At 58.0% G+C, this 14,611-nt stretch carries 13 protein-coding genes; 3 read left to right on the top strand and 10 right to left on the bottom strand.

The features are described from left to right. Positions 1–98 precede the first annotated feature (98 nt). From ACOT0L_RS11385 to ACOT0L_RS11375, 3 genes are read right to left on the bottom strand one after another with little or no spacing between them, the layout of a single operon-like run. A complete protein-coding gene (locus ACOT0L_RS11385) occupies positions 99–1,061 on the bottom strand; it encodes a lysylphosphatidylglycerol synthase domain-containing protein (protein ID WP_003858505.1) in 963 nt (320 codons plus the stop codon). Beyond that, a complete protein-coding gene (clsB, locus tag ACOT0L_RS11380) occupies positions 1,061–2,299 on the bottom strand; it encodes a cardiolipin synthase ClsB (RefSeq protein WP_022647504.1) in 1,239 nt (412 codons plus the stop codon). Before clsB ends, ACOT0L_RS11385 begins: the two co-directional genes overlap by 1 nt. Then, complete coding sequence (locus ACOT0L_RS11375; protein WP_022647505.1) at positions 2,296–3,057, bottom strand: endonuclease/exonuclease/phosphatase family protein; 762 nt, start codon at positions 3,055–3,057, stop codon at positions 2,296–2,298. The genes clsB and ACOT0L_RS11375 overlap by 4 nt, the downstream gene beginning before the upstream one ends. A gap of 133 nt (positions 3,058–3,190) precedes the next feature. Between ACOT0L_RS11375 and ACOT0L_RS11370 the strand changes: the two genes are divergently transcribed. After that, positions 3,191–3,601: a YbhQ family protein gene (locus ACOT0L_RS11370; RefSeq protein ID WP_003858499.1), complete on the top strand. Its 411-nt coding sequence runs from the start codon at positions 3,191–3,193 to the stop codon at positions 3,599–3,601. Here ACOT0L_RS11370 and ACOT0L_RS11365 read toward each other — a convergent pair. From ACOT0L_RS11365 to cecR, 5 genes are read right to left on the bottom strand one after another with little or no spacing between them, the layout of a single operon-like run. Then, positions 3,563–4,669 carry an ABC transporter permease gene (locus tag ACOT0L_RS11365; RefSeq protein ID WP_038415714.1) on the bottom strand — a complete coding sequence of 369 codons (1,107 nt, stop codon included), beginning with the start codon at positions 4,667–4,669 and terminating at the stop codon, positions 3,563–3,565. The genes ACOT0L_RS11370 and ACOT0L_RS11365 overlap by 39 nt on opposite strands. Positions 4,670–4,726: 57 nt before the next feature. Further along, positions 4,727–5,860 (bottom strand): ABC transporter permease, encoded by a 1,134-nt coding sequence (locus tag ACOT0L_RS11360; protein ID WP_022647507.1) that lies wholly within the window; start codon positions 5,858–5,860, stop codon positions 4,727–4,729. Beyond that, positions 5,850–7,589, bottom strand: a complete 1,740-nt coding sequence (locus ACOT0L_RS11355) for an ATP-binding cassette domain-containing protein (protein WP_126490355.1) — start codon at positions 7,587–7,589, stop codon at positions 5,850–5,852. The genes ACOT0L_RS11360 and ACOT0L_RS11355 overlap by 11 nt, the downstream gene beginning before the upstream one ends. Beyond that, complete coding sequence (hlyD, locus tag ACOT0L_RS11350) at positions 7,582–8,577, bottom strand: secretion protein HlyD (RefSeq protein ID WP_022647509.1); 996 nt, start codon at positions 8,575–8,577, stop codon at positions 7,582–7,584. The genes ACOT0L_RS11355 and hlyD overlap by 8 nt, the downstream gene beginning before the upstream one ends. After that, a complete protein-coding gene (gene cecR / locus ACOT0L_RS11345) occupies positions 8,574–9,251 on the bottom strand; it encodes a transcriptional regulator CecR (RefSeq protein WP_023299641.1) in 678 nt (225 codons plus the stop codon). The genes hlyD and cecR overlap by 4 nt, the downstream gene beginning before the upstream one ends. A gap of 204 nt (positions 9,252–9,455) precedes the next feature. Between cecR and rhlE the strand changes: the two genes are divergently transcribed. Beyond that, positions 9,456–10,838 carry an ATP-dependent RNA helicase RhlE gene (gene rhlE, locus ACOT0L_RS11340; protein WP_017693771.1) on the top strand — a complete coding sequence of 461 codons (1,383 nt, stop codon included), beginning with the start codon at positions 9,456–9,458 and terminating at the stop codon, positions 10,836–10,838. Positions 10,839–10,935: 97 nt separating this feature from the next. Further along, a complete protein-coding gene (gene dinG / locus ACOT0L_RS11335; RefSeq protein ID WP_368995195.1) occupies positions 10,936–13,113 on the top strand; it encodes an ATP-dependent DNA helicase DinG in 2,178 nt (725 codons plus the stop codon). Here dinG and ACOT0L_RS11330 read toward each other — a convergent pair. Beyond that, the gene (locus tag ACOT0L_RS11330; protein WP_023299643.1) at positions 13,100–13,603 is read right to left on the bottom strand and encodes a fimbrial protein; all 504 of its coding nucleotides are present in this window, start codon (positions 13,601–13,603) and stop codon (positions 13,100–13,102) included. The two genes, dinG and ACOT0L_RS11330, sit on opposite strands and share 14 nt — an antisense overlap. Before the next feature lie 5 nt (positions 13,604–13,608). Further along, entirely contained in the window at positions 13,609–14,598 is a 990-nt protein-coding gene (locus ACOT0L_RS11325; protein WP_126503592.1) for a fimbrial protein, read from the bottom strand. Between the last annotated feature and the right edge of the window lie 13 nt (positions 14,599–14,611).

Genomic DNA, 14,611 nt, shown 5'->3' with positions numbered 1-14,611 from the left:
ACTTTATTGCTTCTGCATAAAAAAATTACTGGGGATCCCTCAGCCCACAGGGAGAGGGAACAAACCCTAAAAACGGCAACGAAGTTGCCGTTTTGCTTTTATTTTGCCATCGCCTTCTCGTTCTTCGCGCGCAGCTTCTTCGCCCGACTCTCCAGCACCAGATAACAGACCGTTGCCAGCGCCAGCGGCAGGAAGTAGTAGATCATGCGGTACGCGAGCAGGGCAGCGATAATCGTCCCGTGAGACACATGCTCCCCCGCAAGCAGCGCGATAAACACCGCTTCCAGTACGCCGATCCCCGCTGGAATATGCACAATCACCCCGGCAATACTGCTTACCAGCAGCACGCCCAGCACGAAGAAGTAATTCACATCTTCGCCAATCAGCAGCCAGATAATGGCCCCCATCGCCATCCAGTTGGCGCTGGAAACCACCATTTGCAGGACGGCAAACTTCCATGACGGCAGCACCAGCTTCTGCCCTTTAATGGTCATATGACGACGTTTGGCAAAGGCGCAGGCCCAAAGGTAGGCGGCGATGATCAGCAGCAGTACGATGCCCAGAATGCGCAGGGTGGCCTCATCGATGTACCAGTGCGCAGGCAGCTGCACCACGCCAATGGTGAAAATCACCCCGCCGAGCAGGATATACCCCAGCCAGTTGGTGGTGATACTCAGCGAGAAAATACGCGTGATGGTGCCGCCCGGTAAGCCAAGGCGGGAGTACAGGCGATAGCGCATGCCAATCCCGCCCACCCAGGTGCTCAGCGTCAGGTTAAAGGCGTAGCAGATGAATGACACCAGCATAACCTGCCGTTTGGCAAGCTTATGCCCGCAGTAGGCGCGTCCCAACAGGTCATAGCAGCCGTACATCAGGTAGCTCACAATCACCAGGCCAACCGCCCCCAGCAGGACTGTCCGGTTGTAGTTGCGAATAACCTTCCACACCTCTTCCCAGTCCACCTTTTGGGCATACACCACCAGCAGGACCGCGACGGCAATGAAGAACAGCCAGGTCAGGATTTTTTTCGCCAGCCGCCAGCGAGGATGAGATTTCGACATCAGGTTTTCCCTCCATCTTCCGCCTCTACGCGGTCCTGGGTTTCCATTTCGGGTTGCACTGGCGGATCCACCAGCGCCAGTTTCGGCGTATGCGCGGGCAGCCAGCCCACCATGGCCGGGAAGTGGCGCAGGAAGTGGAACACCACCACACCGATGCCAACGTTCCACCAGCTGCGTTTCGGCACCATGGACTCATCCACACGCACGCAGTCTTTATTGATCAGACCCTGAAGGTTATCGCGCAGGGTCTGATTAAACTGGCGATCGTGGATGATCAGGTTCGCTTCCAGATTGAGCGATAAGCTCAGCGGATCGAGGTTGCTTGAGCCAACGGTCGCCCAGTGGTCATCCATCACGGCCACTTTGCCGTGCAGCGGGCGGCGGCGATATTCATAGATTTGCACGCCGCTTTTGACCAGATAGCGATAGAGCAGACGCGCGCCCACCTTCACAATCGGCATATCGGGCTCACCCTGGACGATGAGCTTCACGCTCACGCCGCGTCGGGCCGCGTTGCGCATGGCGTGCAAAATCCGGTAACCGGGGAAGAAATAGGCGTTGGCGATAATCACCTCGCGCTTCGCGTTCGCCAGCATCTTCAGGTAGTGACGTTCGATATCGTCCCGGTGCTCCTCGTTATCCCGCCAGACGAACAGCGCCTGCGCCTCGCCGGGCTTGCGGTTCTCTTCCGGGCGATGGCGGCGTCGCCACCAGCGGCGTGCGGCCTCTTTGCCGGGTAAGTTTTCCAGCACGAACAGCTGGATGTCCTGAACCACCGGCCCTTCGATACGGATCGCGTAGTCCTGTTTCGCTTCGGGACCATAATCCGACATATGCTCGGCGGAGTAGTTAATGCCGCCAACGAAGGCCACCGTTTCGTCCACCACCACAATTTTGCGGTGCATTCGGCGGAACAGGTTGGTGCGCATCCCGAACAGACGCGGGCCGGGATCGTAATAGCGGAATACCACCCCTGCGGCGGTGAGCTCGTTAACAAATTCGTCGCTGAGATCCGGCGAACCATATCCGTCGAGCAGGACCTCGATTTTTATACCGCGACGAGCGGCTTGCAGCAGCGCGCTGTGCAACTGCCTGCCCACGTCGTCTTCAAACCAGATAAACGTTTCCAGAAAGACTTTCTGCTGTGCGTGGCTAATCGCCTCAAAGACTGCCGGATAAAAGTTATCGCCATTTTCCAGCAGCGTAATACGGTTACCTTCCTGCCATGTGCATTTCATAAGTGGATCTCCGCGCTGAGTGGGGCATGGTCGGAGAGATGTCGCCAGTTGAGTAAAGCCAGCGCCGTCGGGCTGCTGGCGTGGGCATTTTTTACGTAGATGCGGTCAAGGCGCAGCAGGGGGAAGCGCACCGGAAACGTCCGCGCGGGACGACCGCGTGAGCGGGTAAAAATCTCCTCCAGCCCCGCATTCACCTTCAGAGGATGGTTGGCCCGCTGTCGCCAGTCGTTAAAATCACCGGCCACTACCACGGGCTCGCCCTCCGGCAGCGCATTGGTCCAGTCTGCCAGCATCTGTAGCTGAGCCTGACGGTGGGCCTCACGCAGGCCAAGATGAACGCAGCCCACATGAATGGGAAAATCGAGCGCCGGTGGCGTGATGCGGCAGTATAACAACCCGCGTTTTTCGCTCTCGCCAACGGAGACATCCCGGTTCTCATAATGCTCGATAGGAAAACGCGACAGCACTGCGTTACCGTGATGCCCCTCCGGGTAGACCGCATTGCGCCCGTAGGCGTAATCGCTCCACATGGTATCCGCCAGAAACTCGTAATGGGGCGTGTCGGGCCAGTTTTCGAAATGCATCGGGTGCACTTCGTGCGCGCCCATGACCTCCTGGAGGCAGACAATATCGGCGCTGACGGTGCGTACCGCGTCGCGCAGCTCCGGTAAAATGAAGCGGCGGTTAAATGCTGTGAAGCCCTTATGAATATTTATCGTCAGCACCTTAAGCGAGAAATGCTGCGTTCTTTTGCTCATAAACACCTTCCTGGGTGACTATCCCGATGAAAATAAAGTGTAGTAGGCGTCACAAAAAGATGCGGCGTTACGGAATTTTCCGTAAAGTGCGGTAGTCTGAATTAGCAGAGAAAAATCCTTCAGGAGAGAAGCCATGAAGTGGCAACAACGCGTTCGTGTCGCAACCGGTTTGAGTTGCTGGCAGATAATGTTGCATTTACTGGTCGTGGCCGTACTGGTGATGGGCTGGATGAGCGGCACGCTGGTGCGTGTCGGCTTAGGGTTATGCGTGGTTTACGGCGTGACCGTGCTGTCGATGCTGTTTTTACAGCGTCACCACGACGCGCGCTGGCGTGAAGTGGGTGATGTGCTCGAAGAGCTCACCACCACCTGGTATTTTGGTGCGGCAATGATCGTCCTGTGGCTGTTGTCACGCGTGCTGCAAAACAACCTGCTGCTGGCCCTGGCGGGTCTGGCTATCCTCGCAGGGCCTGCGGTGGTGTCGTTGCTCACCAAAGAGAAAAAGCTACGCGATGTTTCGTCTAAACATCGCATAGGCCACTGAGCCCGTTGTGGCCGCGATGACCAGTAGCGGCCACAAACTTCCCCACACAATATCCAGACTCGCATCCTTCAGATAGATTTGCTTGGTGATATCCGTGAAGTGACGAATCGGGTTTATCCATGTCAGATCTTGTAACCACACCGGCATGTTCTCCACTGGCGACACGTACCCTGAAAGCAAAATCGCCGGCATCATAAAGACAAACACCCCGATAAACGCCTGCTGCTGCGTTGAGCAGAGCGCCGAAATCAGCAGCCCAAACCCCACCAGCGACAGGCCGTAAATCACCATCGTGAAGTAAAACAGCGCCAGCGATCCGGCAAACGGGATCTGGTACGCCCATATTCCCACCCCCAGCACGATGGTGGCCTGGAACGTCGCGACAATCAGTGCTGGCACCGCCTTGCCGACAAATATCTGCCAGGTGGCGAGCGGCGAGACCAGCAGCTGATCCAGCGTACCTTGCTCACGTTCGCGTGCCACGGACAGCGAGGTGACAATCATCACGCCAATAGTGGTGATCATGGCGATTAACGACGGCACCACAAACCACTTGTAGTCCAGATTCGGGTTGTACCAGTTGCGCACCACCAGCTCGCTGTTGTTGGGTTTGGGTTTGTCCGCCATCAGCTCCTGCTGGTAGTCCTTCACTACCTGCTGCAAATAGTTCGCCGCTATCTGGGCGCTGTTGGAGTTACGCCCGTCGAGGATCAGCTGCATCGGCGCGGTCTGGAAGGTGTCCAGATTGCGGGAGAAATCCGCCGGGAAGCGCACCAGCAATAATGCTTTCTGCGTGTCGATGGTGGGCTGGATCGCCTGCGGGCTTTGCAGCAGCAGGACATGGGTAAAGGCTTTGGCGCGGGCGAAACGCTGCGTCAGCTCGACGGAATGCTTGCCATTGTCTTCGTTGTAAATGGCGATGGTAGCGTTGGTGACCTCCAGCGTGGCGGCAAACGGAAACAGTACAACCTGAAGCAGCACCGGCAGCACCAGAATGGCGCGGGTCTGCGGCTCGCGCAGCAAGGATTGCAGCTCTTTGCGGATCAATGTCCATAAACGGTGAAACATCGCGTCGTCCTCCTGTCGGGTGGCGCTTGCGCTTACCCGACCTACAAAATCCGATGGCTAATCTAATCTTCTTTTCGTTTTCATCCACGTCAGCCCGATAAACATCACCGCCGACGCCAGCAAAAACAGGGTGTTGATAATCAGCACTACCGGGATGTTCCCCGCCAGAAACAGGCTTTGCAGGGTGCTCACAAAGTAGCGTGCCGGAATGATGTAGGTCACGGCACGGATCACCGCTGGCATACTGTCAATCTGGAAGATAAAGCCGGAGAGCATGATCGACGGCAGGAAGGCGGCATTAAGCGCCACCTGCGCGGCGTTAAACTGGTTGCGGGTGATGGTGGAGATCAGCAGCCCCATTCCCAGCGTGCTGAGTAAAAACAGGCTGGTAATAAAGAACAGCACCACCAGCGAACCGCGGTACGGCACGCCAAGAATAAATACCGAGACCAGCATACAGAGCAGCATCGCCAGCATGCCGAGGAAGTAGTAGGGGATCAGCTTGCAGAGCAAAAGCTCGACGCGCGTCACTTCGGTGGAGAGCAGCGCCTCCATGGTGCCGCGCTCCCATTCGCGGGCGATCACCAGCGAGGTGAGGATCGCGCCAATCACCGTCATGATGATAGTGACTGCACCCGGGATAATAAAATGCTGGCTGATGGCGGCGGGGTTAAACCAGTAGCGCGTCTGCACGTCAATCAGCGGTTCAAACTTCTCCCCCCGGTCTTCGGCGCGCTGCATCTGCCAGAGCTGCCAGATCCCCTCCGCATAGCCCTGCACGAAGTTGGCGGTGTTCGGTTCGCTGCCGTCGGTGATCACCTGAATTGGCGCATCGGCGCCCGGGCGTGCCATGTTGGCGGCGAAATCGACCGGGATGACGATCAGACCGCGAATTTTACCGGCCTGCATTTTCTGGATCAGTTCCTGCCGGTTGTCGCTGATGGTGGCATCGATGTAGGGCGAGCCGGTCATGGCGTGGGTGAAGTCCAGCGCCTCTTCGCTCTGCTGCTCCAGCAGGATCCCAACCCGCAGCTTGCTGGAATCGAGGTTAATTCCGTAGCCAAAAATAAACAGCAGCAGCAGGGGGATCACCACCGCAATCAGCCAGCTGCTGGGGTCACGCACAATCTGCCGCGTCTCTTTGACGCACAGGGCGCGCACCCGGCGCCAGGAGAGGGCGTTACTGCGCATGAGGATTCTCCTTATCCCAGTCGTGGATGAGGGTGATAAACGCCTGCTCCATGGTCGGGTCCGGCTGTGCGTCGTCGGCGGCCTGCGCTTTCAGGTCGTCCGGCGTGCCGTGGGCAATCAGCTTGCCGCGATAGACCAGCCCGATGCGGTCGCAGTACTCTGCCTCGTCCATAAAGTGGGTGGTGACCATCACGGTCACGCCTTTTTCCACCATGCTATTGATATGCAACCAGAATTCACGGCGGGTGAGGGGATCCACGCCTGACGTAGGTTCATCAAGAAAGAGGATGTCGGGCTCGTGCATCAACGAACAGGCCAGCGCCAGCCGCTGTTTGAAGCCAAGCGGCAGCGCGTCGGTAGCGTGTGAGGCGATATCGGTCAGGCCAAAGGCGTCGCACATGCGGCCGATTTTCTCGTTCTGCGCCCGTCCCCGCAGGCCGTAGACGCCGGAGAAAAATCGCAGATTTTGCTCCACCGTCAGGTTGCCGTAGAGCGAAAACTTCTGCGCCATATAGCCCAGATGCTGGCGCGCCTTGCCGGAGCTGACTTTGAGATCCATGTTCAGCACCAGCGCTTTGCCGGAGGACGGTACCAGCAGGCCGCACATCATTTTAAAGGTGGTGGATTTCCCTGCACCGTTCGGCCCGAGCAGGCCAAATATCTCGCCGCGCTTCACGGCAAAATTGACGTTATCGGTGGCAGCGAAATCGCCGAATTTTTTGGTGAGCGATTTCGCTTCAATGACCGTTTCGCCCGGCGTGCCTTCCACCGTGTGCAGAATGGCGCCAAGCGGTGATTCTGAGGTTCCCGCCCCGCCCAGCAGATCGATAAACGCATCTTCAAAGCGCGGCGCGGTCTCTGTCATGTCGATTTCAGGCATCCCCTGCGCACGCCGGATATCGTCGGCGGTGGCCTCTTTTTTGAGGATCACGCGCACCGAACGGCCCTGAATCATCCCGTCGCTCACCTGGGGCAACTTCAGCACCCGTTGCAGCAGCTTGCGGTTGGATTCCTGCGCGCTGTGTAGCAGAAAACTGCGCCCGGCCATGGTTTGCGTCAGCTCGGTGGGCTCGCCCTGATAGAGCAGTTCGCCTTCGTTCATCAGCAGCACGTCACGGCACTGCTCTGCTTCATCAAGGTAAGAGGTACTCCAGAGGATCAGCATGCCGTCACCCGCCAGCTCGTGCACCATCTGCCACAGCTCGCGGCGGGAAATCGGGTCCACGCCGACGCCGGGTTCATCCAGCAACAGCACCTTCGGTTCGCCCACCAGCGTGCAGGCCAGCCCCAGCTTCTGCTTCATCCCGCCGGAAAGTTTGCCCGCCAGCCGATTGGTGAACGGGCCGAGGGAGGTAAACGCCAGCAGACGCTCGAAGGTTTTCTGCCGGGTTTCGCCGGTAACGCTGCGCAGATCGGCATACAGGTTGAGGTTTTCCATTACCGTCAGATCTTCATACAGACCAAACTTCTGCGGCATATAGCCGAGTATGCCGTGGAGCGCCGCGTCGTCTTTGATGGGATCGAGGCCAAGCACGCTGGCGCTGCCTTCATCCGGCTTCAGCAATCCCGCCAGCATCCGCATCAGCGTGGTTTTACCCGCGCCGTCCGGCCCCACCAGCCCGGTCACATAGCCTTTCTGAATCGTACAGTTCAGCGGCGCGACCGCCGGTTTAGCCATTCCCGGGAAGCGTTTGACCAGATTATTGAGCTGGATAACCGCATCATTCATGTTGTTCCCCGTCGTTTAAGGTCACGGTAACAGGCATGCCCTGACGCAGCGCGTCGTCCGCATCGGTGACGATGATGCGCAGGCGATACACCAGGTCGGTACGCAGATCCGGGGTTTCAACGGTTTTTGGCGTGAACTCGGCCGTTGGGGAGACGAAGCCCACTTTGCCGTGATACGGCTTGTCCGGGCGACCATCGGTGTAGAGCAGCAGTTCGCGGCCCGGCTGCATCTGGCCAAGATTCGGCTCATCAATGTAAGCGCGCACCCACACCGGACGGGTTAAGGAGAGCGTTAACACGGTGCTGCCCGCGCTGAGCATGCTGCCCGGCTCCACGGCGCGGGTCATCAGCGTACCGTCAGACGGGGCGATTAACGTGGTGTCGTGCAGATCCAGCTCCGCCTGGGCTAACTGCGCCTGCGCCTGCTCAAGGCTGGCCTTCGCCTGGGCAATGTCCTGCGCGCGGTTACCGGTGCGGTACTGGCTTAACTTATCCTGGGCAGATTTCAGCGTCGCCTGCGCCTGGTCGCGGGATGAGCGCGCATTTTCCAGGTCGTTGGCGGAAATAGTGCGGCTTTTCCATAAGCCTTGCTGACGGTTATAGAAATTCTGCGCATAGTCATAGGCGGCTTTTGCCTGCTTAACGGCAGCGGCCGCCTGGGCGATCTCTTCATCACGATAGCCCGCCAGCATCAGGTCGTACTGCGCCTGTGCGACGGCGACGCCCGCTTTTGCCTGCATCAACGCGTTTTCAAACGGGGCTTTGTCCAGCATCCCCAGCGTCTGCCCGGTTTTGATGGCATCGCCTTCGTCAACGCTCAGCGAGGCCAGCCGTCCGCCGACGCGGAAGCTCATGTTCACGGTGCGGATATCCACGTTGCCGTACAGCGTCAGGCCACGATCCTGCTGGCTCTGATACCACAGCCAGCCGCCTGTTCCCGCAGCAAGCAAGACAACAACCACCAGAATGATGGCGACAGGTTTTTTCATGACTTCTGGCTCCTTTGCGTTAAGCCTTGCAGGATCAGATCAACGTGACAGGTAATGACCTGGCTAATTTGCGCGGCTTTATCCTCATCGAATTGTGTCCAGCCCGTACGTAACAGGATGGTCTCACGCCCCAGACGGAAGGCGAGCACTTCGCCCAGCAGGGCGTGGGTATGCAAAATGGTGTCCGTATCGCTGGCGTCCCGTCCGGTATAGGCGGCGATCAGCCGGGTCAGATGGCTGTGCATCGGGGCGATCACCTGATCGTGTACCAGCTGGTACGCGGCAGTGGGGGAGAGCTGCTCGCGTGAGATAAATTTGCTCAGGTTCAGCGTATCGTCGTGCGTCAGCAGGCGGATCATGTTGTGACAGGCGTTAAGGATCAACTGGCGGATGGCAACCCGGTCCGGCTCTGGCTGGCTGAACAGCGCGGTGGCTTCTTCCACGTGTGGGCGAAAGCTGGTGCCGATAAAATCCGCGATCCACTGGGCGCAGGCGAGGTATAGATCCTCTTTTGAGCCAAAATAGTAGGTAATGGCCGCAATATTCTGCCCGGCCTGCGCGGCGATATCCCGCGTGGTGGCATGCAGACCATACTCGCCAAACTGCGCCAGCGCAGCGGCGATAAGCTGACTTTTCGCCTGTTCACCTTTGGTTGTCGTTGGGGTTGTATTCATAGCAGCATTAAGAATTAATCAATCGATTGATTAAGATTATGCCTGATTTGCGCAAACGTCGAGTCATCGCCGGGGATATTTTATGCGCCACGTCACAAAAGCTGCTACACTCCGCTCCTTCGCGACATTGTGGTTTTTGTCCTTCTATTCGTTATATCTCCCTGAAAACTACACCTGTGATGGTCGGGGCGGTTCGGAGTTTTTATGTCTTTTGATTCCCTTGGTCTGAACCCGGAAATTCTGCGCGCCATCGCAGAGCAGGGCTACGTTGAGCCAACCCCTATTCAGCAGCAGGCTATCCCGGCCGTTTTGCAGGGCCGTGACCTGATGGCAAGCGCGCAGACCGGTACCGGTAAGACCGCGGGCTTTACCCTGCCGCTGCTGGAGCTGCTGGTAAAAAACCAGCCACACGCCAAAGGCCGTCGTCCGGTGCGTGCGCTGATCCTCACCCCAACCCGCGAGCTGGCGGCCCAGATTGGTGAGAACGTGCGTGAATACAGCCGCTATCTCAACATTCGTTCGCTGGTAGTTTTCGGCGGGGTAAGCATTAACCCGCAGATGATGAAGCTGCGCGGCGGCGTGGACGTGCTGGTGGCAACCCCGGGGCGTCTGCTGGATCTCGAACACCAGAACGCGGTGAAGCTCGATAACATCGAAATTCTGGTGCTGGACGAAGCCGACCGTATGCTGGACATGGGCTTCATCCACGACATTCGTCGCGTGCTGGCGAAGCTGCCGACGCGTCGTCAGAACCTGCTCTTCTCCGCGACCTTCTCCGACGAGATCAAGGCGCTGGCGGAAAAGCTGCTGCATAACCCGCTGGAAGTGGAAGTCGCGCGCCGCAACACCGCCTCCGAGCAGGTGACGCAGCACGTGCACTTTGTAGATAAGAAGCGCAAGCGGGAACTGCTCTCCCAGATGATCGGCCAGGGCAACTGGCAGCAGGTGCTGGTGTTTACCCGCACCAAGCACGGCGCCAATCACCTGGCGGAACAGCTGAATAAAGATGGCATCCGCAGCGCGGCCATTCACGGCAACAAGAGCCAGGGCGCGCGTACCCGCGCGCTGGCAGACTTCAAGTCAGGCGACATACGCGTGCTGGTGGCAACCGACATCGCCGCACGCGGTCTGGATATCGAAGAGCTGCCGCACGTGGTGAACTACGAGCTGCCAAACGTGCCGGAAGATTACGTTCACCGTATCGGCCGTACCGGACGCGCGGCGGCAACCGGGGAAGCGCTCTCTCTGGTTTGCGTGGATGAGCACAAGCTGCTGCGCGACATCGAACGCCTGCTGAAGAAAGAGATCCCGCGCATTGAAACCCCGGGCTATGAAGTTGACCCGTCAATCAAAGCCGAGCCAATTCAGAACGGTCGTCAGGGTGGCGGGCGCGGTCAGGGCGGCGGTGGTCGCGGTCAGCAGCCGCGTCGTGCCGAAGGCGGCGCGCCGAAATCTTCGGGCAAACCGCCGCGTCGTAATAACGACAGCAAACCGGCCGGTGAAAACCCATGGCGTAGCGGCGAAGGGAAACCGGCAGGCGAGGGGCAGCGCCGACGCCGCCCGCGTAAGCCTGCTAACCCGCAGTAATCTGGAAGCCCGGTCGTAAAGCCGGGCTTTTCTTTTTGCGGCAGCGGAGAGAAAGTGCCACAATAGTGGCTGTTTATACAGTATTTCAGGTTTTCCGATGGCTTTAACCGCTGCGCTCAAGGCGCAAATTGGCGCATGGTATAAGGCGCTACAACAGCAGATCCCCGATTTTATTCCCCGAGCCCCGCAGCGGCAGATGATTGCCGACGTGGCAAAAACGCTCGCCGGGGACGACGGGCGACATCTGGCGATTGAAGCCCCGACCGGCGTCGGGAAAACCCTGTCGTATCTTATTCCCGGCATTGCCATCGCGCGGGAAGAAGATAAAACGCTGGTGGTCAGTACCGCTAACGTGGCCTTGCAGGATCAGATCTTCAGCAAAGATTTGCCGCTGCTGCGCAAAATTATCCCCGATTTACGGTTTACCGCCGCCTTTGGTCGCGGGCGCTACGTCTGTCCGCGCAATCTGGCGGCACTGGCCAGCAGTGAACCCTCCCAACAGGATCTGCTCGCGTTTCTTGATGACGAGCTGACGCCAAACAACAAGGCGGAGCAGGAGCAGTGCGCAAAGCTGAAGGCCGATCTCGACGGCTACAAGTGGGACGGCCTGCGGGATCACACCAACCAGGCGATCGGCGACGACCTGTGGCGCAGGCTCAGCACCGATAAAGCAAGCTGCCTGAACCGTAACTGTCACTACTATCGCGAGTGCCCGTTCTTTGTCGCCCGGCGTGAGATTCAGGAAGCGGAGGTGGTTGTCGCCAACCACGCGCTGGTCATGGCTGCACTGGAGAGTGAAGCGGTCCTGCCGGAGCCCAAAAACCTGCTGCTGGTGCTCGATGAAGGTCATCATCTGCCCGACGTGGCGCGAGATGCGCTGGAGATGAGCGCGGAAATTACCGCCCCGTGGTTTCGCCTGCAACTGGATCTGTTCTGCAAACTGGTGGCAACCTGCATGGAGCAGTTCCGTCCGAAAACCACGCCGCCGCTGGCGGTTCCGGAGCGGTTGAGCGAGCACTGTGAAGAGGTGTACAGCCTCATCGCCTCGCTGAATAATATTCTTAACCTGTATCTCCCCGCCACCCAGGAGGCGGAACACCGCTTTGCGATGGGGGAGTTGCCGCAGGAAGTGATGGAGATTTGCCAGCAGCTGGCGAAGCACCTGGAAAAGCTGCGCGGGCTGGCGGAGATGTTCTTAAACGATCTCAGCGAGAAAACCGGTACTCACGACGTGGTGCGTTTGCACCGCATTCTGCTGCAAATGAATCGTGCGCTGGGGATGTTTGAAGCGCAGAGCAAACTCTGGCGGCTGGCTTCGATGGCGCAGGCGTCCGGCGCGCCGGTGACTAAGTGGGCCACCCGCGAAGTACGAGACGGGCAGGGACATCTCTTCTTCCACTGCGTGGGCATCCGCGTGGCCGATCAGCTGGAAAAGCTGATCTGGCGCAGCGTTCCGCACGTGGTAGTGACGTCAGCGACTCTGCGTTCCCTGAACAGCTTCTCAAGGTTGCAGGAGATGAGCGGCCTGAAAGAGAAAGCGGGCGACCGTTTTGTGGCCCTGGACTCGCCGTTCAACCACTGTGAGCAGGGCAAGCTGGTCATTCCGCGCATGAATTATGAGCCGCTTATCGATAACGAAGAGCAGCATATTGCGGAAATGGCGGCCTACTTCCGCGAGCAGGTTGAGAGTAAAAAATACCCCGGTATGCTGGTGCTGTTTGCCAGCGGTCGGGCGATGCAACGCTTCCTGGAGCACGTCACCGATCTGCGCTTACTCCTGCTGGTGCAGGGCGATCAGCCGCGCTATCGGCTGGTGGAAACCCACCGTAAACGCATTGATAACGGCGAGCGCAGCGTGCTGGTGGGGTTACAGTCCTTTGCGGAAGGGCTTGATTTGAAAGGCGACTACCTGACGCAGGTGCATATCCATAAAATCGCCTTCCCGCCCATCGACAGCCCGGTGGTGATCACCGAAGGCGAATGGCTGAAAAGCCTTAACCGTTATCCGTTTGAAGTACAAAGCATGCCTGCAGCGTCGTTTAACCTGATTCAGCAGGTCGGGCGCTTGATCCGTAGTCACGGCTGCTGGGGCGAGGTGGTGATTTATGACAAACGACTGCTCACCAAAAACTACGGCCAGCGGCTGCTGAATGCGCTGCCGATCTTCCCGATTGAGCAGCCGGACGTGCCGGAAGTAAAAAAACGCCCGACAAAACTGGCTGCCGGGCGTCGAAAAAGCTTCCGTGCTAAGGGGCGCGGTCCTACTGGTAAGTGAAGGTCACCTGGATCACGCTGCTGAACGTGCCGGCAGAGATGGGCATCGAGGTGGCGTAATAGCGTGCGGCCAGCGGGAACGTGGCCGTGTGGTCTGACGGGTTTATGGCAGCGTTAAAGGCGGCCTGCGGGGCAATCAGTATCTTGTCCTGACGATCTGCCAGCTCCAGTGCCAGCCCCTTTGCGCTACCGAGATTGGCAAATTTGGTGGGATGGGTGCTGTCGGCCTGACCGTAGAAAAAGGCGGTGGCAAGCGCCAGCGTGGCCGGGCAGTGCGACACCGAAAGGGAAAAGTCCTTCCACTCGCCGGTATCGCCCACGTCTTTAAAACTACCCGATGCCGCCTGGCCTAAGTCCACCGTCAGGTTGCGGCTGGCACTGTCAATGACGCACGTGTTGGCGTAAATGTTACCCGTCATCTGGATCTGTATATCATCGGCGTGGGCCTGGGCGATCAGCCCCAGCGCGAGAATCAATGCGGTTTTTTTCATGACGTTCACTTATAAGCGAGGGTGATGGTTGCCACAGTATTGGCTGGCCCGGGGGTGACTACATTGCTGACCTGCTCGTAGCGAACCTCAAACGGGATCACCAGCGTTTCGTTGGCTACGGCCTGATTTTGGGTACTTACATAGGTACCGAAGGTGGCGAGATGGTCATCAAATAGCATTCTTACTCCGACGCCTGTAGCCATGCCGGTCTGCTGCGTGAGTTTGATCACCCCCTCAAATGCTGTGTCATATCCATTCGCGCTGGTGATTTTTAGCTCAGGCTGTACGGTTGTGTCACAGTTGACGGTGATATTAAATTTTTGAGCAGGGCTGGATAAAAAACCTACGCTGATGAAATCACTGACGGGAAAATCGCCCAAATTAACGGTGAGATTTTTCGGTAAAACGGAGCAGGTGACCTGATGAAGAATAACATTACCTGCATAGGCGATGTGGTTAGGGTTGCCGATCCCTTCATGGCCGAAAACGCCAATGCCAAATTCGGTTTGAGACTGCACCAGCGTACCGGATGTCACGGTGTCACTCGTTTTAACCAGCTCAAGCGTTATTTCAAAGCTAAAAGTCTGTGTTCCATCGGTAGAGACGTAGCCAACAGGCGTTCCACGTGAATCGCACTGCACGCCGCCAGCGCCGCTAATTCGCTGCCCGTGATCATTCATCAATGCTACGCCAATCCCCGGCACGCCGGATTCGTATACCCCCCTGAGCCCTGGCATTTCCGCTCCGGTGCCGTAGTAGCAGGAGACAATCTCCAGGCCGCTGTCGGTACTCTGATCGCAATGCCCGGCAACATGAACGCTCTGCTCTGTACCCGGGATAGTTGCGCCAACTGCCAGCGTCGTCGGGACAGAAATGGATGCCACGTTGATCATTTTGGGGAGATCCGGCGTGGTGCAGGTCGCCTTCGCATGCGGCATGAATAACGCAGCGGTTCCCAGAATCAGAAAGAAAAAGCACTGTTTAATCATTTGCATAATGTTTTGCCTT

Origin of the sequence: Enterobacter cloacae complex sp. XAL002 (assembly GCF_049236805.1) — a bacterium.
Taxonomy (GTDB): domain Bacteria; phylum Pseudomonadota; class Gammaproteobacteria; order Enterobacterales; family Enterobacteriaceae; genus Enterobacter; species Enterobacter intestinihominis.
Note: the sequence above shows the minus strand (reverse complement) of the source record. Positions and strands in the feature narration are given on the sequence as shown.